The organism is Pseudovibrio exalbescens (genome assembly GCF_028737195.1).
GTDB lineage: Bacteria > Pseudomonadota > Alphaproteobacteria > Rhizobiales > Stappiaceae > Pseudovibrio > Pseudovibrio zosterae.
Genome location: NZ_JAQZAJ010000001.1, coordinates 45,354 through 69,027, shown reverse-complemented (window position 1 = coordinate 69,027; position 23,674 = coordinate 45,354). Strand labels below are relative to the sequence as shown.

The window sequence follows — 23,674 nt, the reverse complement described above, 5'->3', positions numbered from 1 at the left end:
GATCACACCCTTGGTGTGCATAGGAGGCGAGATGAGCGACCAATTGCAGGTAAACCATTCCATTTTGAAGCTGGAAGGCGCCGGTCATCACAACTGGACCGCCAATGACGGCTTGATGCTTTCCGCACACACATGGGGCGAGAGAAAACCGGGCACACTCCCCGTGGTCTGCTTGCCCGGACTGACCCGAAACACCCGCGATTTTTACCGTGTTGCCAAACATCTCAGCGATCAGGGCCACTACGTGGTGGCCATGGATTATCGCGGGCGGGGCTTGTCCCAGTATGCGGCGGATTACACCAGCTACTCGCTTCCGCAAGAGGCAGAGGACATTGAAGCTGGCCTCACGTCTTTAGGCATAGAGGATTATGTGCTGCTTGGCACGTCCCGAGGCGGCCTGCACGCGATGTCGTTTGGCTACCGCCACAAAGGCCGATTGAAAGGCGCAATCCTGAATGACATTGGTCCGGAACTGCCCGAGAACGCCTTGCAGTGGATCGTCAACTCTGTTGGTTCGAAGATGACCGAACCCAATTGGGAGGAAGCTGTAGCGCGGCTGAAATCTTTGTATGCCCAGAGCTTTACCGCCCTATCCGATCAGGACTGGCTGGACGCCGCCTGTCAGTTTTATGAGGAAACGCCTGAAGGCCTGCGCCTTTCCTATGACGCGCATTTGAAAGACGCGCTCATGGATACGGCCAAAGCCACACCAGAGGTGGACCTGTGGGCGCTGTTTGACGGCTTGAAGGACCTGCCTCACCTCTTGATCAGGGGCTCCAACTCGCCGCTCCTGAGCGAGCGCACCGCGCAGGCCATGCAGGAGCGCCACCCGGAAATGGACATGCACACAGTGGCACAGGAAGGCCATGCCCCCTTGCTCTGGGGCGCGGCGGTTCAAGAGCGTATTGAACGCTTTCTGGCAGAACTTTAAGCACGAAAAGAGGGGCTGGTTGCCCAGCCCCCTCATCAAACTTCGGTCAAAGAAACCAGACGCATTACCTTAAAAGGTTCTTTGAGCACGAAGAATGGCACTCGCTTCTTCCGAGGTTTTTTCATTGTCGGGATCGATATTGGCGTATCCAATGTCCACGCCGAACTCCAGGCCTGGAACCGGCGTCCACGCCACATCAAAGTCGAGTGCATACCGCGTGTAGTCGTTTTGTGGGGCACCGCGCGGCGTATCTACCTGTGCATAGCTGGCGTCAAAGTCTGTTCGCACTTCCGGTGTGAAGTAGTGCGTGAAGCCACCTGACAGGGCAAAACCCTTTGTTTTTCTGGTTCTTGTTCCGTCGTAGTAACTATCGAAGACATCGGTCGCGCCGATGTAGGACATGGCGGCCTCTGCGTACTGAACCTGCAAGGCAAGCGCATCACCTTGAGCAAGCATCGGCAAGTTGAAGATCACCCCTGCGCCGAAAGCAAGGCCCATTTCACTGTCTGCCGCAGCAGAAAGAGGCCGGGCCTCCTGAATGGCAGCGGAGACCTGGGCAGAGCCCCAGCTGTCCGCGCCGCGAAGCGCAACAACGCCAGCTGGCCAACGGTTACCACCGGAACCATCAAGGTCCGTGACGGCGTCGAATGTGCCGTTCACCCGCTCTGAAATGTCCTCAACAGACACTGAGAAGGACACCGGACCGCCCATCGAGGCGGTGTAGGCTGCGACCCACGTTTTGTCATCGGAAAAGTTCCGGTCTACCGCGCCGTAGGTGGCACCCGTGAAGAAATCGAAGAAAGACTGCGTGCGGCCAAAGGTGAACCCACCGAACTGAATGTAGCCAACCTCCAGATCGACCAGTGTGTCATCTTCGTCATCATCGCGAACTGTATCGCTGTCGCTGGTGAACCTTGTTTCACTGTAGGCGCGCAACAAGCCGAACTCGGTTTCTGTAAAGGCATCAAGATACACATAAGCCCTTGCACGAAAACGAACATCGTTCTCATCGCGCTGTGACCAATTGCTGGGGCGGCTGCCAAAATCCTGAAACTGGACATCGGTGCGAATGCGCCCCGCCACGCGCAAGCAGGTCTCGGTTCCCGGAATGACGAAATAGCCAGCACCATAGCGCTCGCAAACCTGAACATATGAAATCGGCTCAACAACGGGCGGGAATGGCGCTAGATCTGCAGCGTCCGCATGTGAACCCAAACCAATAACGGCTAGCGGCAAAAAAATCGTTCCACGAAACATCCCAGTGCCCTCTCTGGAAGACCCTCTCCGGCTTTCACTCCCCTTGAGAGCAGTAAAAAGCGCTCAGGAGAAAGCGGCGGAGAAAAAAATCAATTGCAAAATGACTGACTGAAAAAGATCAGCAGCGAACAGCTAGACAATTGCGACAATGGGCAATTCAAACAATTCTGCAGATTGAGGGCTGAAATACGCGGGACCTGCAAATGAAGGGAGGCCATCTGTTAGAGGCTTTTCCGTAGCCACCGGAAACAGCCCATGGATACTGAGGGCACGTTCTTTCAAGGTGAAACGGTACTGCCAAGACAAGGCCGGGAGCGTAGGTGGTTGAATTGCCAAAAGGTTCAAGAGGTAAATGGCCGCCGACACGGGATTGGGCGGTGCGCGCTGTCCAGCGGTTGCCCCTGAGACCTTACAGTATCAAACGCAAGGGGGCAGGTTTCAGACTGCCCAAGACCAGCACCAAGAATTGAGGGAATGGAATAGCGGAGGCAACCAAAGGCACGGTGCAGCTCCCCGCTCCGCCCCCCAAAAGGGAACAGGAGCGCAGAGCAAACGCCCTAGCGCCCGGCAAGCAAGACCATGTGTGGGAGGCAAGGCGCGCCATTGGGAGGCACAAAACGGACAAAGCCCGGCGCGAACACCAGGCGAATGAGGCGCCTCCTATAGGGCCCCTGAGGGGTAGTCAGGGGGAGCCCGGTGGGTTGGAACCACCGGGCCAGAGACTGATTGGAAGGTCAGGACACCAAACTCCAATCAGAGAAATCTTATGCGCTGTTATATGACCACTTCATGTAGTTGGTCTGTGTCGAGCGTCACACCCTCAGCTTATTTGCCCTGTAGAGAGCAATCCATTCCCGAATAGTATGCAGTGCAATTTGCTTAGGGACTTCCAAAAGCGCCCTCGCCCTGAAAAATTGCGCATTCAAATCAATAACTTGAAGAAAAACGGTCAACGAAGAACCGCAGATAGGTCCTGCGCAACAAGGGCTTAACACTTCGTTAACCAGAGTTGATCTTGCCTTGGGATGGCCCCGCGCGGCCTGATCCATCGGCCTTGCAGTCGCTTCCGTCCAACCCGGAATCAAAAAGGGCAGACCAAAGGCCTGCCCTTCCCGATCTAAATGACGGTTAAGTCAAATTAGAAGGTGTACTGTACACGAGCACCGATCTTGGCTTCGTCGGTGTCTACACCAGCTGCATCTTCAGATGCAAAACCACCGTCAAGAGCTACAACCATACCGGAAACTGGGTACCAACCGATGGAAGCATCGATTGCCCAACGGTCATAGTCAGCATCGTCGTTGGTGAGGTAGGAACCGTCGATAGAAGTTGCAACTTCTGAAGTCCAGTAGTGGGTGAAGCCAGCGCCCAGTGCCCAAGCGCTCTGACCAGCTGCATCCCATGCAGCAGTGGACTTGCCGAGGTAAGAAGAAGCGGCATCTGCGTATGCAGCCTGGAATACGAACTTATCGCCAGCAGCAATCATGTCCAGGTTGATGGTTGCAGTACCACGAATGGCGTAACCGTAGTTGTCTTCAGCACCCTTTACAGTGTCGTGCAGGGCAGCAGCAACTTCGAATGCACCCCAACCCTGGGAGATACCGATCTTACCGACGTAGTCAGCAGAGTTGGTGTCGCCATCACGGTAGGAAGAATCTTCTGCAGAGATAGCAGCAGTTACGCCGTTGCCGAAGGACTTCGTCAGAGCAATCTGGAGAGTGGATTCATCAGACCAGTTACGGCCAATTACACCAACATCAACAGCACCGGTGAAGCCGTCAAACTGAGAAGTTGTACGACCGATCAGGATATCAGCGAAAGACGCACCAATCTGAACGTATGCAGAACCAACCTTTGAAGTGCCCGCAGCTTTTTCATCCCACTCGCTGTAGAACTCGGTGTACGTCTTGATCAGGCCGATTTCAGTGTCGGTCATGGAAGTCAGGTACAGATAACCACGAACGTATGCGTCGTAATCTTCGTACTTTTCACCTTCGTTATCCTGCAGGTTGTCAGTAACAAACTGAGTACGGATACGACCACCGATCTTCAGGCAGGTGTCCTTACCTGGGATCTTGAAGAAGCCTGCGCCGTATGCGTCGCAAACCTGTACGTAGTCTACTGGCTCAGCTACTACTGGCAGATCAGCAGCGGATGCGGAACCTGCAACAGCAAAACCAGCAGTTGCAAGCAGAAGTGCTTTAAGTTTCATGTGTCCTGACCTCTAAAGAGTCTCTAATTTGTGTTGAAGAAGTTCTTGAAAGCACTGTTTGGAGCAGGCTTTCACTTCCTCTTACCCCTGTTGTCGCTGGTGGTTTGGATCAACCCCTCACCGCCCCCGGTGAAATGATCCAAACGCTTCGTCTAGCGCCAACGCCACTGTTGATGCCTCACGGCGCTGTGAGCCGCAAGGTTGTATCTCGTAATAAGAACTCAATTAGAAATCAGTGATATTCGGCTGTGTCTTTTTCGACACAACTTAAACAGCCCCCTTCGCGCCTGTCACACCCCAGTCAAACTCTTCAAAACGTACAATCCTGGAGTGCGCAACCCTAAGTACATCACCGTAACAGGATGACACCAAACCTAAACACGCCTCCACCTAAGACTATGATATTATTATTTATTTTATCGATTATTTCGGGAAGGAATGACATACCAGAGGTGAGCATTCAGCTGACGTCCCCACGCCGCTACAACCAATCAATTACAAAGCACAGACAATGTGATCGCCGTCACACCTCTGTGGATAGTCAGCACGGGAAAAACGGACCCAAAAACAAAAAAAGCGGAGACGCTGATGCGCCTCCGCTCATTCAAATCAGACCGTTAAGTCAGATTAGAAGGTGTACTGTACACGTGCACCGATCTTGGCTTCGTCGAAGTCACGATCTTCGCCTTCGACGTCGTAGTCAGTGCTCGCAAAACCTGCGTCCAGCGCTACAACCATGCCAGATACTGGGTACCAACCGATGGAAGCATCAATTGCCCAGCGATCCATGTCAGCGTCGAAGTCAAAACCGTTGTTGTTGTAGTCAGCTTCGAGGCTCATCCAGGAACCATCAATGGTGGTCGCAATTTCTGGAGTCCAGTAGTGGCTGAACGCCGCTACCAGAGAGTAGCCCTTTGCGCCGAGTACGTCGAGCATAGCAGCATCGGCAGAACGAATAGCGCCAGCTCTGTCGAATGCTTCATCTGACAGAGAAGCATTGAGATAGCTTGCAGCGGAATCAGCATAAGCTGCCTGGAATACGAATGCATCGCCTGGTGCAATCATGTCCAGGTTAAAGGTCACCGTACCGCGAACTGCGTAACCAGTGCTGTCGTCTTTGCGAAGAGTCGCAACAGCATCGCCATCACTGTCGTTGAAGGATGCTTCGTCAGCAATTGCGTGGGTTGCACCAGCAACTTCGAAAGAACCCCAACCCTGAGAGATGCCAACCTTACCAACGAAGTCGATAGAGTTGTCGCTACCATTGCGGTAAGAAGAATCTTCCACTGCTACAGTTGCGGATACGCCGTTGCCCAGAGACTTGGTCAGAGCAAACTGTAGGGTAGACTGGTCAGAGAAGTTACGATCGATAACGCCGATATCTACTGCACCGGTGAAACCATCGAACTGAGATGCATCACGACCGATGAAGACGTTTGCAAAGTCAGTACCGATCTGAATGTAAGCATCACCAACACGTGCGCGCTCACCACCGTTTTCATCCCACTGGCTATAAAGTTCAGTGAAAGTCTTGATGAGGCCGATTTCAGTGTCGGTCATGGAAGTCAGGTACAGGTAACCACGAGCAAGCGCTTCGTAGTCTTCGTACTTGGTTTCATCGTTGTTGTCGTCCAGGTTGTCAGAGATGATCTGAGTACGGATACGACCACCGATCTTAATGCAAGTGTCCTTACCTGGGATCTTGAAGAAGCCTGCGCCGTATGCGTCGCAAACCTGTACGTAATCAACTGGCTCAGCTACTACTGGCAGATCAGCAGCGGATGCGGAACCTGCAACAGCAAAACCAGCAGTTGCAAGCAAAATTGCTTTAAGTTTCATGTGTCCTGACCTCTATGAGTCTCAAATTACTGATAGAGGGCCGGTGAATGCGCTGTGTGGACGAGCGTTTCCCCAAGTGCCCTACTTCAAGCCGTCGCCCCCGACCTGCCCGCCACAACCTTCGCGGCCATAGGGCAGATACATGCAATCAGCTTGTGGCACTCTTAATGCTCCCATCCGCGTCGCTGAGCAACGCGCCTCCACGTTTGAGCGGCACTGAAGCCACACTATCAAAGGGGAGTGTGGCGAAAGAAGCACACAATTTTATCGTTTATTCTCAAAGACTTAAGGAGAAATAATCGATAATCCATAATAAAGTGTGATCCATATCACACAATAAGCTCTCCAAGCAGCAATTGTTAAGTGTAGCTACGTATTTTTAGGGGTCTACTGCTCTTTAGAAAGAGAAATCGTGAGGCCCGATCAAAAGAGTTCGAGCCAAGGTATTGTTCCACAGGCACAGAGAAGGGCTGGCGGACAAAAAACAAAAAAATGGGCGAGTCAGCCGACTCGCCCATCTCAAATCAAATCTGAAAGATCAGATTAGAAGGTGTACTGAATGCGAGTACCGAGGAGGTATTCGTCATCGTAGGTTGCAACGTCATCATCTTCAGATGCCCAACCGAATTCACCAGCGATTACGAGACCAGAAACTGGGTACCAACCAAGAGAGGTGGTCACAGCCGCGCGGGTGTAATCACTTGCGTCTTCTACAGAGAGGTAAGAACCGTCTACAGAAGCAGCCAGCTCAGGCGTGAAGTAGTGAGTGAAACCTGCACCTACAGAGTAAGCGTCGTAACCCAGACGATCCCAAGTGACGTTTTCCGCGTTCACGTAGGAAGAAGCAGCGTCTGCGTAGGTCGCAGCGAATACGATCTTGTCACCTGCAGCCAGCATGTCCAGGTTGATGCCCAGAGTACCAGCAACAGCGTAGCCGTCCTGCTCGTCAGTCGGAGCGATGTCGTCGATCTGGTGGTATGCACCAACAACGCGAGCAAAGCCCCAGCCCTGAGACAGCTTCAGACCACCAACAACGTCATATTCGTTGGCGCCACCAGCACGGTAGGAAGAGTCTTCCAGAGACAGAGAAGCGGTCAGACCGTTACCCAGAGACTTGTTGTAAGCAACCTGAAGCACGCTTGCATCAGAGAAGTTACGGGTAACGATGCCCAGATCAGTTGCGCCAGTGAAGGTGTCGAACTGAGAGGTCGTGCGACCGATCAGGAAGTCACCGTAGTGAGTTGCGAACTGGATGTAAGCGTCGTCAACCTTGCTGTTGCCGTTTGCATCCTGTTCCCACTCGCTCTGGAATTCGGTCACAGTCTTGATCAGACCGATTTCAGTGTCGGTCATGGATGTCAGGTACAGGTAACCGCGAACGTAGGAGCTGTTGTCTGTGTAATCGACATCAGAGTTCAGGTTGTCTGTCACGAACTGAGCGCGAACACGACCACCGATCTTCAGGCAGGTGTCCTTACCTGGGATCTTGAAGAAGCCTGCGCCGTATGCGTCACAAACCTGTACGTAGTCTACTGGCTCAGCCACGACTGGCAGATCAGCAGCAGATGCGGAACCTGCAACAGCTACACCAGCAGTCGCAAGCAGAAGAGCTTTCAATTTCATAATTCCTGACCTCTATAAGTCCGTTTGCAAATAGAGGGCGCATTTCGCATCGCTATTTAAAAAGAGCGTGTCCCCGAATGGCCCCTGCGAGTCCCCGAAAAAGATCAATGAGTGAGTAACCTTCCCCCACACAATTGATTAGATATTTTCACCTCGCAGACACATTGATGCCTCACACACATTTTGAGGGCAACCACTCACTTCAATATTTATAGGCAGATTTGGCACGCCAGATATGAGTGTTGCAGAGTAACAACATAGTTAATTGATGGATAACCGATAAGCTCAACCCACGATAATTACTGACAAGAACAACAACTTGATTTTCAACTTCAGATTACAATATTCGATTAAAGCACAACTATATAAATACACTCTAGATTTATATTACGGGGAAGTTTGATGGAATCACCGCTGGGTAACTCCAATGATATGCGCATTTCATCGAATGAATTTGAATCATCTTTTACTGCGCCTTACGAGCAATGATGATCTCCAACTGGTAGAAATGCCACCATACAGCGCCTAAGCACCGCCGCCTCCGCCTCCAAAACCCGCAGAGCAAGCGTTCACACACTTCGCCCTCATAGCTCCCCTTCCCTGCATCTCAACAGCGCAACAAAAAAGGCGACCCGAAGGCCGCCTTTTTCTCATCGGATCTGAGGATCTGATTAGAAGGTGTACTGGATGCGAGTACCAACGCGGTAGTCGTGGTCGTTGCCATTCGCATCGAAGGAGTTCTTGTCGTCATCCTGATTGACGTAGCCAACTTCACCCGCGATCACGAGACCGGAGGTTGGGTACCAACCGAGTGCAGCAGTTGTTGCAATGCGCTCGTAATCATCAGCGTCGTCAACCATCAGGTAAGACGCATCGATGGAACCAGCAACTTCAGGTGTGAAGTAGTGGGTGAAACCAGCCGCTACAGAAAACGCATCGTAGCCCTTCGCATCCCAAGAATCCTTGGTGCCGTCCAGGTAGTCGCTGTCGATGTTGACATAGTGACCAGCTGCATCTGCGTAGCTAACCGCAAACACGAGCTGATCGCCTTCAGCCAGCATGTTCAGGTTGATGCCAACGGTACCCGCAATAGCGAAACCGTCTTTTTCGTTACCAACGATGCCGACAGCGCCAACGCCGTTGTTTTCAATGTCGTCGTTTACCTGGTGGTATGCACCAACCAGACGTGCGAAGCCCCAACCCTGAGAAATCTTCAGACCACCAACAACATCGTACTCGTTCTCACCACCTTCACGGTAGGAAGAATCTTCCAGAGAGAGGGAAGCGGTCAGACCGTTGCCGAGAGACTTGGTGTAAGTCATCTGCAGCGTGTCCGTATCGGAAATGTTGCGGTCAACAATGCCGATATCGGTAGAACCGGTGAAGGTGTCGAAGTTGGAAACTGCGTAACCGATCAGAAGGTCACCGTACTGGGTGCCGAACTGGATGTAAGCGTCGTCGGTCTTCAGTTCGCCTTCGCCTGCCTCATCCCACTGAGAGTAGATCTCTGTGTAGGTCTTGATCAGACCGATTTCGGTGTCGGTCATGGAAGTCAGACGAACGTAACCACGAACGTAGGAATCGTTGTCTTCGTAGTTTGCGTCATTGTTCAGGTTATCAGAGATAAACTGCGCACGAACACGACCGCCAACGCGGATGCAGGTGTCTTTGCCTGGCAGCTTGAAGAAGCCAGAGCCGTATGCGTCACAAACCTGTACGTAGTCTACTGGCTCAGCCACAACTGGCAGATCCGCAGCAGAAGCGGAGGTAACAACAGCAGCAGAGGCTGTTGCAAGAGCAAGTGCCTTGAAGTTCATATCGACCTTCCAAACTTTCAAATAGGCAGGACAATGCAATGGCCCATGAGGCGCATGTGCTTGTCTTGATTTTCGATGTGCAAGTTGCCCATTAAGTTCCGAGGTCCCCACCTCTTCACCGACGCAACCAAAGGATGCGCTGGTCGTCTTGCAAGCCTATGTGTAGTGACGGTCATGGAGAAATGGAAGAACCGGAACCAGCAGTTTTTGCAACTGGATTTTAAGAGTGGCGCGAAAGACACAGGTTGCATGACCACCACGCATAGGCGTTTGGAAGGGTGTTTGACCCACTCAGTTTTATTGAAGTGAATTGAAGTATTGTCTGGGGCACCTGTGAAAACCCGAAGTTTTCGCCAAAGGTACAGCCGCTCATAAACCGAGGGAGTTTAAATTACACTGATAAAACAGAGAGGCTAATAACCGCAGTGTGCTTTCACTCTCAAAACAACACAGAGGGTGCAGCGGCCACAAGTTAAAGAAATTTGTTTCATCTATTAACCATTTTGACTTGCCCGCCGAGGGCGCAATACTCCCCCAGCGCAACCCTGTCCAAATCGTAAAGATCCACAAGCTCGAAAGCCTCAGGGTCTGCAGGAGGTCTATAGAGCAGAAAGGCCACTCCAATGAGAGCCTGGATCGAATGTCGATTAACGAAAAGAGAGCCTAGCGCTCGCCAATGGATTGCTGAGGACCGTTGAACTTTTCTTCAGTGGGCGGGTGCTCGGTGGTTTTGCCGATGAGCCGGCTGCGCGCCTGCTCAAGGGCCATGGAGAGCGCAAACAGTGAATTGCGACAGATATCCATCGTTGCGGACGAAAGAGCTTCCTGTTCCCCGGAAGCGGCCTGAGTCGTCTGCTCGTGGAGCTTGCTGGCCAGCAAATGGAGCCCTTCAGCCTGCGTCGCTTCGGAAAGCTGCTCCACGCTATCACACAGGGTTTCCACCTCTGCCACGTCGATCCGCGGTGAGTTCAGCAGACTGCGACTGAAGCGAATGCTCTCATCAAAGGAGTTGAGGAGCCGCTCAAACGACCTGAGGGACAATTCCTCCTTGGTTTGCACGGGCGTCAGCAACGCAGGATCGTCTGCGCCCCGCGTCGTGGGTCGGCGCAACGGCTGCGGAAGACTGAACGCTGTAACGGGTTGCGGCGGGCCGGGCTTCCGTTCTCGCGCCCTTTCCATCTGGCTGATGAACAGCTTCTGTAGCGCCTCTTCAATGGCCTGTTTCTTGATTGGCTTGGTCAAGACAGTCGTGAAACCTGCTGCATACATGAGCTTGTGGTCATCCTGCCCCGCGTGGGCTGTCAGCCCAACGATAGGTATGGACGACAACAAATCCGGCCGCCCTCTAATGGCCCGTGTTGCCGCGATCCCATCAAGGACCGGCATTGAAACATCCATGAAAACGGCATCGAAAGGATCTTCAATTGAGTTCTCCAACGCATCGATGGCCTGCTGGCCGTTTTCGACCTGCTCAACGCGGGCTCCCAAGGCTTCAATCAGCTTGGCCAGCACGATGCGATTTGGTTCGCTGTCCTCAGCGATCAAGAAGTGCTTTCCCTGGATGAGCTGCTCCGCCGTGTGTCGGGGCGGCGGGATCAACGCGGGCTCAGCAGCCGGAGGCGAAACCGGGTCGGCTTCCCCTTCATACAGCGGCACGTCAAGTTCAACCCAAAAAACGCTCCCTTTATCCGGAACCGACTGCAAACCGATGCGCCCACCAAGGCCCTCCACCAGCTCCCGGCAAATGGCAAGGCCCAAGCCGACGCCATCCGTCTTGCGGGCTTGCTCGCTATCGATGGTCGCAAACTGGTGAAAGATGCTCTGCTGCTTCTCACGGGGAATACCAATGCCCGTATCAATGACTGACAGCCGTATGGAACAGTTCTTCGGATCGCTTGGCTGTCGATGGCTTTCTGCGCGAATGGTGACATGCCCCTGCGGGGTGAACTTCAATGCGTTATTCGTGAGGTTGATCAAGAGCTGGCGCACCCTGCCCTGATCCGTCAGAACCAACTGCGGCACGTCATCAGACACATCCACATTCAGCTGCAAACCAAGCTCTTGGGCACGGGGCAGCAACAAGTCCTGCACCTGCTCCACCACTTCACCAATGTCGACAGGCTCTGCCTTGAACTCCAGCTTCCCAGCTTCAAGCTTCGATAGGTCCAAAATATCATTGAGAATTTTCAGCAGGGCTTCGGCAGACTCCACACAGGTGTTTACGTAGTCCGCTTGCTTCGCGCTAAGCTTGTCCGCCTGCAACAACTGAAGGAAGCCAATGACAGCGCTAAGCGGTGTCCGGATCTCGTGGCTCATCATGGCCAAAAATGCAGTTTTAGCCTGAGTAGCATTCTCAGCAACCTCTTTCGCTTGCTGGAGCTCCTCGATGGCGCGTATTCGTGCCCGCACATCATGAAGAAAAGCGTAAAAACGCTTTCCAGATGGCACCTGCGCCACGTTCATGGAAAGCTCTACTGCAATTTCATTTCCATCACGGTCAAGAACGGTCGCTTCACGCCTGTTGCCAGAGGTCATATCACCCTGCAAACGCTTCAGCGCACTAACCACCATGAGGTAGTTCTGCCACTCCTGACGAGGAAACAACAGCCGATGTGCCTCCAGCCCGAGAACATCCTCCCGCTTGTGGCCCAGCAACACCTCGGCAGCCTTGTTGAACTCGATGATCTGGTCGTTTTCATCGATGCCGATGATCGCATCAAGCGCCGACGTAAAAATGGACCGCAACTCTGCTTCACGCGCAAGGACAGCTTCCTCATGACGCTTGAGTTCCGTGATGTCGCTTCGGAACCCGACCGTTAGCCCATCTGGCGTTTTCCGCTCGCTGACCCGCACCCAAGAGCCGTCATTCAAGCGCTGAATGACCTCGTTTTTTGCATGTTGATGGTCCTTCATGCGCTGTTCGACCCACTGATCCACGCTCATGCCATCCAGATCATATTGGCCCCGTTCAGCCCCCGTTCGCACAATGTGTTCGAAGGTATTACCCGCGACGAAAAGGTCTGCGCTGCTGCGGTAAATTTCCTTATAGCGATCATTGCAAATCAAGAGACGATCTTCTTGATCGAAGAGCACAAAGGCATCCGGAAGGTGATTGATCGCCTGATATAGCCGGTTTTGCGCCTCAGCGGCTTCTTGCTCAGCCTCCACTCGTTCAGTGACGTCGCGCAGCACGCATGAGAAGTGGCGCCCGTCTCGCTGGAAAAAGTCACTGACGATCATTTCGATGTGTTTCAAGCCGCCGTCCGACTGTTCCAGATCAATCTGCTGCGGATGAACGAACAGGTCTTTCTCCTGCTCCTCTGTCAAACGATTGGCAAACAGGTCGCTGAGGTCAACCTTATTCGGGCTGATCCATTGACCAATCTGTGTTCCGGCGATCTCATTCTTGTCAGTTTCAAACAACAGGAGAGCCGCCCGGTTAGCCATGACAATGCGGCCCTCAAGATCCAATGTCAGGATTGCGTCACTAACGCTGCTCAGCACCGAGTTCACTTGGGATGCATGAAGCCGAGCATCCTCCGCTTGCTGGAGCAACATGGCACCTTTCGTGTCACACTCGGCACTCAAATCGACCAAGGCCATCTGTTCCTGAGTGAGCCTTGCCTTAAACAAAACCAGACAACACACGAACAGAAGGAAATAGGACAAGCCAAAAAGAATGTAGAGCGTCTGCAACTCTTCATTCCAGATAAACCCCGCCTCCAGACTGTCCTCGATTGTGATTGCCACGGGCTCTTCAAGAGGCAAAATGGCCGCGACCAGGAGTTGGGCATTGCCATCAAATGTTTGGACGTTTTGAACAAAGCGTAGGCTGGTTGTAATCCGCTCTGCCAACTGACGCTGCAGTACTTCAGATGGCGTCATGGCTGGCGGGAGAAAACCTGCGCTAACACTGTGGTGAAAAGGGTCTTCCTCATGGTGATGCCCTAACCACGTTTCGATATCCAATGACGAGTGCATGTGAAACTCATTGAATGGCGAGAACAGCAAACCGTTGATCTCGAAGCTGTCACCTGCCCTGAGTTCTTCCCAGCTTAAGGGGAAGGACCTGATCGTTACAGCTCCATCCAGTGCATTGACCGAAAGGCCACCGGGCTCATCCAGCCTGGTCAGAAAAGACTGGAGACGCCCCTCTCCAGAAACAACACGAAGAGCCACGACCAGCTCCGAGCGCAGTGTATCAAGCAAAGCTCTGTAGGCCCGTTCATGCGCATAGACCTGGACAAGAGCCACCATTGTTATTTGCAAAAGAACGACAGCTGCAAATACGGCCAAGCCGATACCCAGCAGTAGGCCGTTTTTCTTGAAGCGTTTCTTGCTTTCAATATCTGGAGGACAGCAGTCTGTAGCCATATTGGAGCGGCACCTGTGAACCGCGCTCTTTTTCTGGTCTGATTGCGCGTTGACGCAACGTAACAACGATCCCCTTAACAACTCCGATAGAAACTTGGTTGGCGAACTCCTAAACCCTTCCCTAAAATGCAAAAGGCCCGCAGAAGAGAACTTCCGCGGGCTTTGCGTAAAGGGTTGGTTTGAGACGATTATCCCTCGGCGCCGCCGATAAGCTTGCGACGCAGCCAGCCGGACATGTTGTCCATCAAGATCACCAGTGCGATCACCAGCACAATGATGTAGGCGGTGTTTTCCCAGTCCTGGCGGGTACGCATGGTCTCAAGCAACTTGAGGCCAATACCACCAGCGCCCAAGGCACCAATTACGGTTGCTGAACGCGTGTTGGACTCCAGGAAATACAGCATCTGCGAAACAAAGAGAGGCAGGATCTGCGGGAAGACACCAAAGCGATACTTCTGAACTGGCGAAGCACCCGTTGCTTGAATACCCTCCGCCTGACGACGGTCTGCGTTCTCGATGGCTTCAGAGAACAGCTTTCCGAAGGTCCCGGTGTCCGTAAAGATGATCGCAAAAGTACCGGACAGAGGGCCAAGCCCAAAGGCGCGGATGAAGATCAAAGACCAGATGAGTGTATCCACACCGCGCAAGAAGTCGAAGATGCGCCGCAACCCAAAGCGAATGGACCCAAACGGATTCACGTTGTTCGCCGCTGCAAAAGCCAAAGGCAGTGCAATGATGCCAGCGACCAAGGTGCCAACCACAGCCATGACAAGGGTCTGGAGCAGAGCGTAGAAAATGTCACCGTGCTGCCAGTCCGGATTGTACCAGAATTCCGAGGCAATGAAGCTCAGGTTCGACATGTCCGGATCAATGCGATCACCAGACACGGACAAGGAGACAATCTGCCCGAGGCTCATTCCCTTGAGCGGTGAATGAAACCCGAACCAGAAGTCTTCCCAGCCTGCTTCATAGCGGTGGATTTCCAGCTTGCTGCGCGTAATCCAGATGCGGCTGTGCAGGCTCGGACGGGCGTCAATCTGTTTGCCGCTGTCCTTGAGCCACTCAGGAGCCTCACTGCCCAGATAGACCGGATATTCGTTATTGCCAACCTTGAAGCGGAATGGCTCGGCGTACTCTGGATGATAATAGGTCAAAATGGACGAACCATCGAAAGAAACGGTACCATCCTCTGCCAGATCAATGGTGCTTTCCGCACCGTTTGACTGGAACCACGCAGGCGGCGTTTCATAACGTGCCCGGCGCGTGCCCTCCAAAGACAACTCGAAGCCTTCTTCAGGCTTGCGGAAAGTGAACTTGGCATGGTCCTTGTGGGCATAGGAGTCCAGCGCATAAAGCTGCGCCATGTCCATGCGCGCCTTCTGCATGACGCCCATCACGTCAAACGCGAAGAAGCAAATGACCAGATAGCCGAGGATGCCAACGGTGATGGCCGGCCCCAAGATGCGCTTGGACCATGGCTTTTCAATTACGCCCGGGTACTGTTCTTCAAGTCGGGCCTGTTCGAAACCAGATACAGTTGTCATTTTTCAAAAGCCCTTAAAGCGTACCTGATGTGCCGATAAGCTTGCGACGCAACCAGCCAGAGAAGTAATCGATGGCGGTAATCGCGCAGACCAGCATGACGATGATCACGAAAATGTCGGCGCCGTAGTTCCAGTCCACCACCATTTTCAGCTCAGCACCCAGACCACCAGCGCCTACGAAGCCAAGAATGGCTGAGGCGCGAACGTTGATCTCAAGGCGAAGGAGTGCATAGGAAAGAAAGTTCGGCAGAACCTGTGGCAAGATACCAAGGCGCATCTGCTGCACCCAGTTCGCGCCCACAGACTTCAAGCCCTCCACGGCCTTCATATCCGCGTTTTCATTGGTTTCAGAAAACAGTTTGCCGAGCGCACCAATGGTGTGGAAGGTCACAGCCATGATCGCAGCAATGGGAGATGGGCCGAAGATCAGAACCAGCATCAATGCAATGACCAGCTCAGGAAACGCACGGGTAATGTCGAGTGCACGGCGTACGACAAAAACGACGCCCCTGTTGGTCATCAGATTGCGGCTTGCAAAGAAGCTCAGGATGGAGCTGAAGAAAAAGCCGACCAGCGTTGAGACCAGCGCAATGTTCAGCGTTTCAACCAGAAATGGGAAGTACTTTACAACGAGAGAAAACAGACCCCAGCCGCGCTCATAGGCACCTGCGAGGATGTCATAGGGATAATCCCCGAAACTGCTAATCCCTCCCCAGAAGCTGCCGGAGTTCGCCTCCTCTGCAACGTAAAAACCACCAACGATTGACACGAGACAAACCAGCAAGAGCAGGAATGTATAGGTGGTGCGCTGACGAGCAACCTGCTCGTAGGCCTTTTCAATTTCGGCAAGGTGGGGCGATGCGTTGAACGCATTGACTAGAGCCACCGGAAACCTCCTGAGAACAAAGAAAATGGCCCGAAGGCCAGATACAAAAGGAGCGCCGCGAGAAACGCGGCGCTCCCTCCAAACTGTGATTAGTTAGCCTTCGCAGCTTCGATCTTGCGGCGACGTGCTTCAACAATGGTCTCGTAGAAGGAGTGGTCAACTTCTACGTAGTCAGCGAACTCACCAGACTGTGCGGAGTAGAAGCACTCTGGGTCGTCCTGAACCATTGCCTTCAAAGAAGCAACGACCTTGTCCTTAACGTCCTGTGGCAGGGAGCTGCGCAGAACCAGCGGGCCATTAGGGATCAGCGGAGAGCGCCATACTTCGTTGAGCTCGGTCATGTCGATCATGCCCTTGTCAACCATCTTGCGCAGGTTACCGGAGGTGTGACCTTCTTCCCACTCGCCAACGCCGGAAGACCAGGTAACGCCGCCATCAACGTCGCCGTTTACAACAGCCAGAACGTTCTGCTCGTGACCACCAGAGAACGTAGCGGACGCGAAGTACTCATCAGCGTTCAGGCCCATCTGGTCGAAAGCGACGGAAGGAACCAGATAACCGGAAGTGGAGTTAGGATCAGCGTAACCCAGACGCTTGCCCTTCATGTCTTCCAGGGTTTCGATGCCGGAGTCTGCGCGGGAAACCATGATGGAGTGGTAACCAGTTGCGCCATCAACCTGCTGGGTGGTCAGAACTGGCTCAACAGCCTTCGGATCAGCCAGGTAAATAGCTGCGTAACCGGATGCGCCCAGCTCAGCATAGTCCAGGTTGCCGCCCTTCAGGCCTTCGATGGTGCCAGCGTAGTCCGCTGCTGGGAACAGCTTGACTGGAACGCCCAGCAGCTCTTCAAAACGGTCAACCAGACACTGGTTGTTGCGCAGACGGTCTGCTTCGTTCTCACCACCCAGAAGACCGATGCGGAATTCTGTGATTGGCTCAGCGGCGATTGCACCGGTGGAACCAAGAGCGGCGATGCTGACAGCAGCAACTGCAGCAAGTTTAACAGCGAATTTCATTGAACAGCTCTCCAAGTTTACTCGATATGAGTTCAGTAACGCCTCTGCAAAGGCGTGCCCTACCCGCAAGCAGTGATCCTGCGGGCTGGCAATTCTCAGGCGACGGCTGATGTCGGACCGACATTCAGCGCAGTAGAAGTGGTTGCTTCGGAAAAGCTCTCATCAGCGCCGTAGATTTCCCGTGCAACTTCTGTTGTCAGGCCATCAGGCGTGCCGTCAAAGACGATTTCGCCATGCAGCATCCCAATGACGCGATCACAGTATTTCCGAGCGGTATCGAGGGTATGCAGGTTGCAAATAACCGTCAGCTTGTCTTCCGTATTGATGGCCTTGAGCGCATCCATGACGACCTGTGCATTCATCGGGTCGAGGGAGGCGATCGGCTCATCGGCCAGAAGCATTTGCGGGTTCTGCATCAACGCACGGGCAATGGCCACACGCTGCTGCTGACCACCGGACAGGTGCTCGGCGCGTTTCAGGGCCGTTTCCGCAATGCCCAGACGCTCCAGCTTGAGCAGTGCCTGCATGCGCTCTTCCTTGGTGAACAGCTTCAGACAGCTTGCGATCGTGCCGTGGTCGTTGAGGCGACCCAGCATCACGTTGGTAAGAACATCCAGACGAGGCACCAGGTTGAACTGCTGGAAGATCATGGCGCAATCGCGCTGCCAGCGGCGTTTTTCTTTGCCTTTGAGAGCCAGAACATCGCGACCATCAACGTAGACATGGCCGGATGTGGCCGGTGTCAAGCGGTTGATCATACGCAGAAGCGTAGACTTGCCAGCACCGGAGCGTCCAATAATCCCTATCATCTGAGGCTTATCGACAGTAAAAGACGCACCCTGTACGGCAACGTGGTTCCCGAATTCTTTTCTTACGGCCTCAAACTTGATCACAACAATTTCCTAACCGGTGATTAACTTGAGGCCACGAGAAGCCATAGATTTATTACAGGTTCATGACGAGTTTTTTCTATTTTGCCGTGTAAGATTTGTGTCATCCCATATGCCCCTCACGTACAAGCACTTATCGAGAAAAATTTCATTTCGATGACAGGGAGAATTTCTCATAAACCATGAGCCCAACGGCGTTTTTCTGAATCGAGTAAAATTTTAATGGCCTGAGAGCGCTGTCGTTTTGCCAGATAACCAAATCCCCTTAATTTCCAGTAAGCACCCGTCTTCAAACGCTGTTTTTGCACGCATAGGAAGAGTGGACTAAAGCGGTCTGACCTCGCGTTATCAAGGCCTTTTCAACAACACACGCGCGATTCAGCAGAGGAGACTGGAGCCAGACGGCGGTTGGCTCAGAACGCGGCCATTCTGTCCCAAAACAAGACAAACGACCATGACCTCTGGAACGTTAAAGGAAAACGGCTTCAGGTCTGATGGGCAGAAGACTGGGACGCCTTCCTGCGGATTTGGTCATGAACCGCACGGGCCAGCACGCGCTCTGGAACGGGCTTTTGCAAACACTCATGGGGAACGTGGTCCAGTGCCCCTAGTTCTGCACTGGTCAGAAGGATGGCGAGATCAGAATTGAGGCCCTTTGCCCCCTTTGCCAGCGCTTCGCCATCCCATGGCCGCGGCAGCATGGCTTCGCTGTAAAGCAGCTTAAACTCCGGATTTGCCTTGAGCTTTGCCAATGCTTCTTCGCCAGCCGTTGCGGTATCCACGTTGTAGCCAAGCGCTTCAAGCTGAGCTGCCGTCACATCCAGAACGCCCAGATCATTGTCGACCACGAGCACCAGTTCCCCCTGACCGCGTGGTGTGCGGACATCAATGCCGGGCTGGCTCACATGCTCAAGAGAGGCCCCAAACCGCATCAGAACCTTGGTGCCCTTGCCCTGCTCGCTTGTAATGTCAATGGAGCCGCCAGACTGGCTCACGAACCCATGGACCATACTCAACCCAAGGCCCGTGCCCTTGCCTGCGGGCTTGGTGGTAAAGAACGGGTTGATCACTTTTTGAAGGGCTTCCTCAGAAATGCCGATTCCGGTATCTGCGACGGTGATCTCAATCGAGTTATCCGGTCCCGTGGCGGTGGAAATGGTGAGCGTGCCCCCCTTCTCCATGGCATCCTTGGCGTTGACGGCAAGGCTCATCAGCGCGTTTTCCAACTGGACAGGATCGACCCTGATCATTGGAAGATCCGCTTCCAGCTCGGTCTCCACCTCAATGTCTGGCCCCAAGGAGTATTGGAACAGCTGCACCAGTCCGGATATGAGTTCATTGATCTCTACATCCTCCGGAGACAGCTTCTGCCGGCGGGAAAACATCACCAAGCGCTCAACTTGCATGGTTGCACGCTCAACGGCCCCCATGGCCTTGTGTGCCCGCTCTTTGAGGCGCGGATCATCACTCAACCCGCGTTCAATGATGTTCAGGTTGCCTGCAATGACCGCAAGGATATTGTTGAACTCATGGGCCAGACCGCTGGTCAACTCGCCAACGGTTTCCATCTTCTGGGCCTGACGCACCCGCTCCTCTGCAGACCTTTGCTCGGTTACATCCAAATGAATGGTCACATGCCCCCCATCGGGAATGGGGGTGCTGCGCATTTCGATAATCCGTCCGCTGGGGGCCCGAAGCTCAAACTGCTTTGGCACCAACATGCGGGAACGCGCAACAGTTGGATAGTCCGTCTCCGGTCCGTGCAGCTCGAAAACCCGTATTCCCTGCCGTGCCAGTGAGGCATGGACCTGACGAATGGGCGTGCCGGCGGAAATCATGTTGCTTTGCAGATTGTAGAGCGAGAGAAAACGCGGGTTCCATGCCACCAGCTCCGCATTGGCATCATAAACGGTGAACCCATCCGTCATGGTGTCGAGCGTAGTGATGAGAAGCTGGCTTTGCTCGGCCAGCTCCTTGTCCAGCCCATGTATGCGCGCGATCGTGTCTTTCATCACCGAAAGAGCGCGCGCAATGTCACCCATCTCATCTTTGCGCTGTAGACCGGGGATGGTTACATCAGGCTCCCCACTGGCAATGCGTGTCATCGCTCTGGTCAGTGCCATGGCGTTCTTTACGATCGGGCGGGCGATCAAGGAATACGCCAAGACAACCAGCAAAAGCACAATGAGCAGGCTGCTGATGAGAAACTGAACCGTGTGCGTGACAAACAGATCCGAAATACGTCCCGATGTTTCCATGATGGACCGCTGATCATTGGCAAGAAGGATGTCCACCTCCTGGTCCAAAGCGGTGGCAAGGCCTCGCGTTTGATCGATGGTGGCCTGCAGGAGCGCCACTGTGCTGAGCAACTGTGTCTTGATGTCGAAGATACTGCCGTCAGTGGTTTGGCTCTCCAACACACCAAGATGCCTCTGCACCCGGTCTTTCAGCCCCTTGGGCAGGTTACCAACAGAATTCAGAAACTGCTGAAGCGTACGCTGGTAGGACAAACTGCGCTGGCGCACCTCTTCAGCGTTGGTGGCCCGCTCGGCGAGCAGAACCTGCACCATCAGCGAGTTGATAAGGCGCTCGGAAGTCAAAAGCGCGTCTTGACTGGAAATCGCCTTTGTCAGGACCTCGGCGCTCTGCGCGTCGGTTGCAGTCACGATTGCATTGATCGCCAGAACGGAGGGCCCCAGCACTTGAAGGATCCCCTCCTTCTGGTCCATCAATTGGGCGCGCTTGTAAAGCACACTCAGTTCCAGCTCAGTCTGTGTCTCCAGGTTCTGCCGCATGGAAGTCAAGTTGAATGCCAGGTCAGAGGACAGAAGAACCAATTGCTCCTCCGCACCTCGCAAATCCGGCAGCAACTGCCGCAGCAAGACAAGCTGGCTGCGCATGGCAGAAAGGTCCGCGCCGATCAAGTTTTGAATGGTGTCACGGTCATCAGAGCCAGCCGCTGTCATGAGGCTTTCGCCGTGGCGCTGAAGGCGCTCGCCAATGCGTGCCAGTGTCAATGCGCTGGCGGTACGGGGAAACTCTTTCTCGGTAATCTCGCTGACTTCACCCTGAATGTCACCGATGGTCCATAGCGCCGTGCCACTTGCGATCAGCACCGCGAGGCTGGCAATGGCAATGATGAGGGTAAGTCGCGCTTTTATACCGGTGAGGTTCACGGAAAACTCCCCGTCAGCCCCATGGCTGATATGTAGTGACGACGTTGACTGTCACGGCCAAGGCGATCCGTAATCTGATCCCACTGCGCAGCAGCCAAATCCAACGCCTCCTGAACAGTCGCTTCGCTGCGCAACACCCGCTCAATCTGCAGATCAAGTGCCTGCATATAGGCACGGTATCCCGGAATGCGCAGCTCCAACGCAAGCTGTGGCGCGTCCAGAGACGAACGCAGCACATCCAGATAGTCTTCAGCCGCCTGCTCTCCCATGAGATCGAACCAGACCGTTTCATCCGCGATGTGTTCACGCCTGTATGGGTTTATTCCGGAATCGCCAACGAGCATGTCCTTCATGCTGTTTTCTTGTGAGTTGAAATGGCTGATATAATCCCAAGCCGCCTCCTTGTTCTGGGAGGTCTCTGGGACGACGGCAACCCAGCCACCGAACGCGAGATACGGCACCTGTCGGGGATAGGCCAGCGTGTCCCACCGTTCCGTTATGGGGTTCCATGCAGATGTTGACCCAGGCAGCTCAAAAAAACCTATGTTCTCAGACCCAACACCGCCCTCTAGCGTGGCCGCCATCACGCCAATGTCTGCCCAATCTACAGCCATTGCCGCCTTACCCTCAGAAAACCGCTTGCGCACATCCCCGCTCCCGAGCCAAGCCAGATCTGGCGGACCAAGGCTCATCAACTCGGCATACTCCGAGACCGCTCGTTGCCATGCGGGCGAGTTGATCGCTGGCTCCATCGTGCGAGGATTGAAAAACAGCGTTCCCGAATAGGACGGATGACTGGCATAGGCCGCAGCGTGGCTGATGACGAACCAAATACGCTGTCCACCTTGCAAGTAAGCCTCCAGAGACCCGGCAAGCGTGTTGCCCTGCTGGTCCTTTCTGCCATGAAAGAACCGCGCGATTTCAAGATACTCCGTCCAGGTTTCCGGCGGCGACAGTGGCCGCCCATGTACTCCCTGAAAAGCCAATCGATGTTCTGGATCCTCAAACAGATCGCGCCGATAAATCCCCATGTGCAGGTCGCCATCGATGGTCACGGCAAGCCAACGCCGGTTCCAGCGCATCAGGCCCTCGCGATAGGCAGGGTGAATGCTGCGAACGGCGTTACTCGCAATAAGGTCCATGGGCACATCTGCAAGAAACGGCGCGAAATCGGGCACCCAAGGCGCGGGAACCAACATGACATCGGCCTCGTTCACGCCGGAGATGAACCCCATCATGATTTCATTGTAGAGTTCACGAAACGGAATGCCCTCGACCTGAGTCGCCATTCCGGTATCCCGTTCAAAAACTTCTCCATGCCGAATGGCAGGGCCTTCAAGGCTGGGTCCGTTGCGCGTAACGATCCGTAGCGGCTTATCATCGGTTTGTGCGAGCGTTGGTGCCCCATAGCCTGCCAACAAGGCGCAGCACACCACCAAGAGGGCACGCGACAGCACAACATGGCGCTGGAAACAATTGAGCATGCCAAAGCCATGAAGTATCCGCGCCAGAGCGCAGCTTGGTAGGCTCAGTATCCACTGCTTCGACAAAGGCACCCTCGCCATTTGCGTGATTTCCCACCTTTTAGCCAAGTCTTACCTCAACCAAGTCCAAGATTGACCGGCGCGGCAAAATTACCGTTGAGTAAGGCAAAATGATGGTAGCGAACCGATGAATATATTACAAGAATAAGCTTTCTAAGTTACGTTAACGTAATGCAAATTTAGCAGGCTATTGAGATTGGCGCCCCGCTTTTCTTTATCCTTGACGTAGAAATACACTGTGACCAGCAAATTAGAGGAAAGACTGGAATCTCAGCCGCGCTCCCCTATTTCTCAACGGGAAACTGCAGGAACACGGAGTCGCAATGAGAAAAGCGGATCAAGACGCCTACCATTCGGAAATCATCGAGATGGCATGGCAAGATGATGTGCCATTTGACGCCATCAAACGCGCCCATGGCCTCAGCGAAAAAGAGGTGATCGTCCTCATGCGCCGAAGCTTGAAACCATCAAGTTTTCGAAAATGGCGTAAACGGGTATCCAACCGTCCAAGCAAACATGCGGTCATAACAGCCATGAGCAGCTCATAGCGATCAAAAAATCTGCC

The 23,674-nt window shown here is 53.7% G+C and carries 14 protein-coding genes; 2 read left to right on the top strand and 12 right to left on the bottom strand.

Going from position 1 to position 23,674, the window contains the following annotated elements; genetic code table 11:
- The first annotated feature begins 31 nt into the window (after positions 1–31).
- Positions 32–931 carry an alpha/beta fold hydrolase gene (locus PUV47_RS00345; RefSeq protein WP_274216451.1) on the top strand — a complete coding sequence of 300 codons (900 nt, stop codon included), beginning with the start codon at positions 32–34 and terminating at the stop codon, positions 929–931.
- A gap of 69 nt (positions 932–1,000) precedes the next feature.
- Here the strand turns inward: PUV47_RS00345 and PUV47_RS00340 are convergent, their stop codons facing one another.
- From PUV47_RS00340 to PUV47_RS00285, 12 genes are all read right to left on the bottom strand, one after another.
- Positions 1,001–2,188, bottom strand: a complete 1,188-nt coding sequence (locus tag PUV47_RS00340; RefSeq protein WP_274216450.1) for a porin — start codon at positions 2,186–2,188, stop codon at positions 1,001–1,003.
- 1,138 nt (positions 2,189–3,326) lie between these two features.
- Positions 3,327–4,400, bottom strand: a complete 1,074-nt coding sequence (locus PUV47_RS00335; RefSeq protein WP_274216449.1) for a porin — start codon at positions 4,398–4,400, stop codon at positions 3,327–3,329.
- Positions 4,401–5,027: 627 nt separating this feature from the next.
- The gene (locus PUV47_RS00330) at positions 5,028–6,239 is read right to left on the bottom strand and encodes a porin (RefSeq protein WP_274216448.1); all 1,212 of its coding nucleotides are present in this window, start codon (positions 6,237–6,239) and stop codon (positions 5,028–5,030) included.
- Between the two features lie 543 nt (positions 6,240–6,782).
- The gene (locus PUV47_RS00325) at positions 6,783–7,862 is read right to left on the bottom strand and encodes a porin (RefSeq protein WP_274216447.1); all 1,080 of its coding nucleotides are present in this window, start codon (positions 7,860–7,862) and stop codon (positions 6,783–6,785) included.
- Between the two features lie 671 nt (positions 7,863–8,533).
- On the bottom strand, positions 8,534–9,679 hold the full coding sequence (locus tag PUV47_RS00320) for a porin (RefSeq protein ID WP_274216446.1): 1,146 nt from the start codon (positions 9,677–9,679) through the stop codon (positions 8,534–8,536).
- Between the two features lie 663 nt (positions 9,680–10,342).
- The gene (locus PUV47_RS00315; protein ID WP_274216445.1) at positions 10,343–14,053 is read right to left on the bottom strand and encodes a PAS domain-containing hybrid sensor histidine kinase/response regulator; all 3,711 of its coding nucleotides are present in this window, start codon (positions 14,051–14,053) and stop codon (positions 10,343–10,345) included.
- A 188-nt stretch (positions 14,054–14,241) separates the two neighbouring features.
- Complete coding sequence (phnE, locus tag PUV47_RS00310) at positions 14,242–15,597, bottom strand: phosphonate ABC transporter, permease protein PhnE (RefSeq protein ID WP_274216444.1); 1,356 nt, start codon at positions 15,595–15,597, stop codon at positions 14,242–14,244.
- Positions 15,598–15,610: 13 nt separating this feature from the next.
- On the bottom strand, positions 15,611–16,483 hold the full coding sequence (gene phnE, locus PUV47_RS00305; protein ID WP_274216443.1) for a phosphonate ABC transporter, permease protein PhnE: 873 nt from the start codon (positions 16,481–16,483) through the stop codon (positions 15,611–15,613).
- Positions 16,484–16,572: 89 nt separating this feature from the next.
- Positions 16,573–17,499 carry a phosphonate ABC transporter substrate-binding protein gene (gene phnD / locus PUV47_RS00300; RefSeq protein ID WP_274216442.1) on the bottom strand — a complete coding sequence of 309 codons (927 nt, stop codon included), beginning with the start codon at positions 17,497–17,499 and terminating at the stop codon, positions 16,573–16,575.
- Between the two features lie 95 nt (positions 17,500–17,594).
- Entirely contained in the window at positions 17,595–18,392 is a 798-nt protein-coding gene (phnC, locus tag PUV47_RS00295) for a phosphonate ABC transporter ATP-binding protein (RefSeq protein WP_274216441.1), read from the bottom strand.
- 482 nt (positions 18,393–18,874) lie between these two features.
- The gene (locus PUV47_RS00290; protein WP_274216440.1) at positions 18,875–21,565 is read right to left on the bottom strand and encodes a PAS-domain containing protein; all 2,691 of its coding nucleotides are present in this window, start codon (positions 21,563–21,565) and stop codon (positions 18,875–18,877) included.
- Positions 21,562–23,130, bottom strand: a complete 1,569-nt coding sequence (locus PUV47_RS00285) for an extracellular solute-binding protein (RefSeq protein WP_274216439.1) — start codon at positions 23,128–23,130, stop codon at positions 21,562–21,564. Before PUV47_RS00285 ends, PUV47_RS00290 begins: the two co-directional genes overlap by 4 nt.
- A 302-nt stretch (positions 23,131–23,432) precedes the next feature.
- On the opposite strand from PUV47_RS00285, the gene PUV47_RS00280 reads away from it, so the two are divergent.
- Positions 23,433–23,657, top strand: coding sequence for a TIGR03643 family protein (locus PUV47_RS00280; RefSeq protein WP_274216438.1), 225 nt, complete (start codon positions 23,433–23,435; stop codon positions 23,655–23,657).
- Positions 23,658–23,674: the final 17 nt, after the last annotated feature.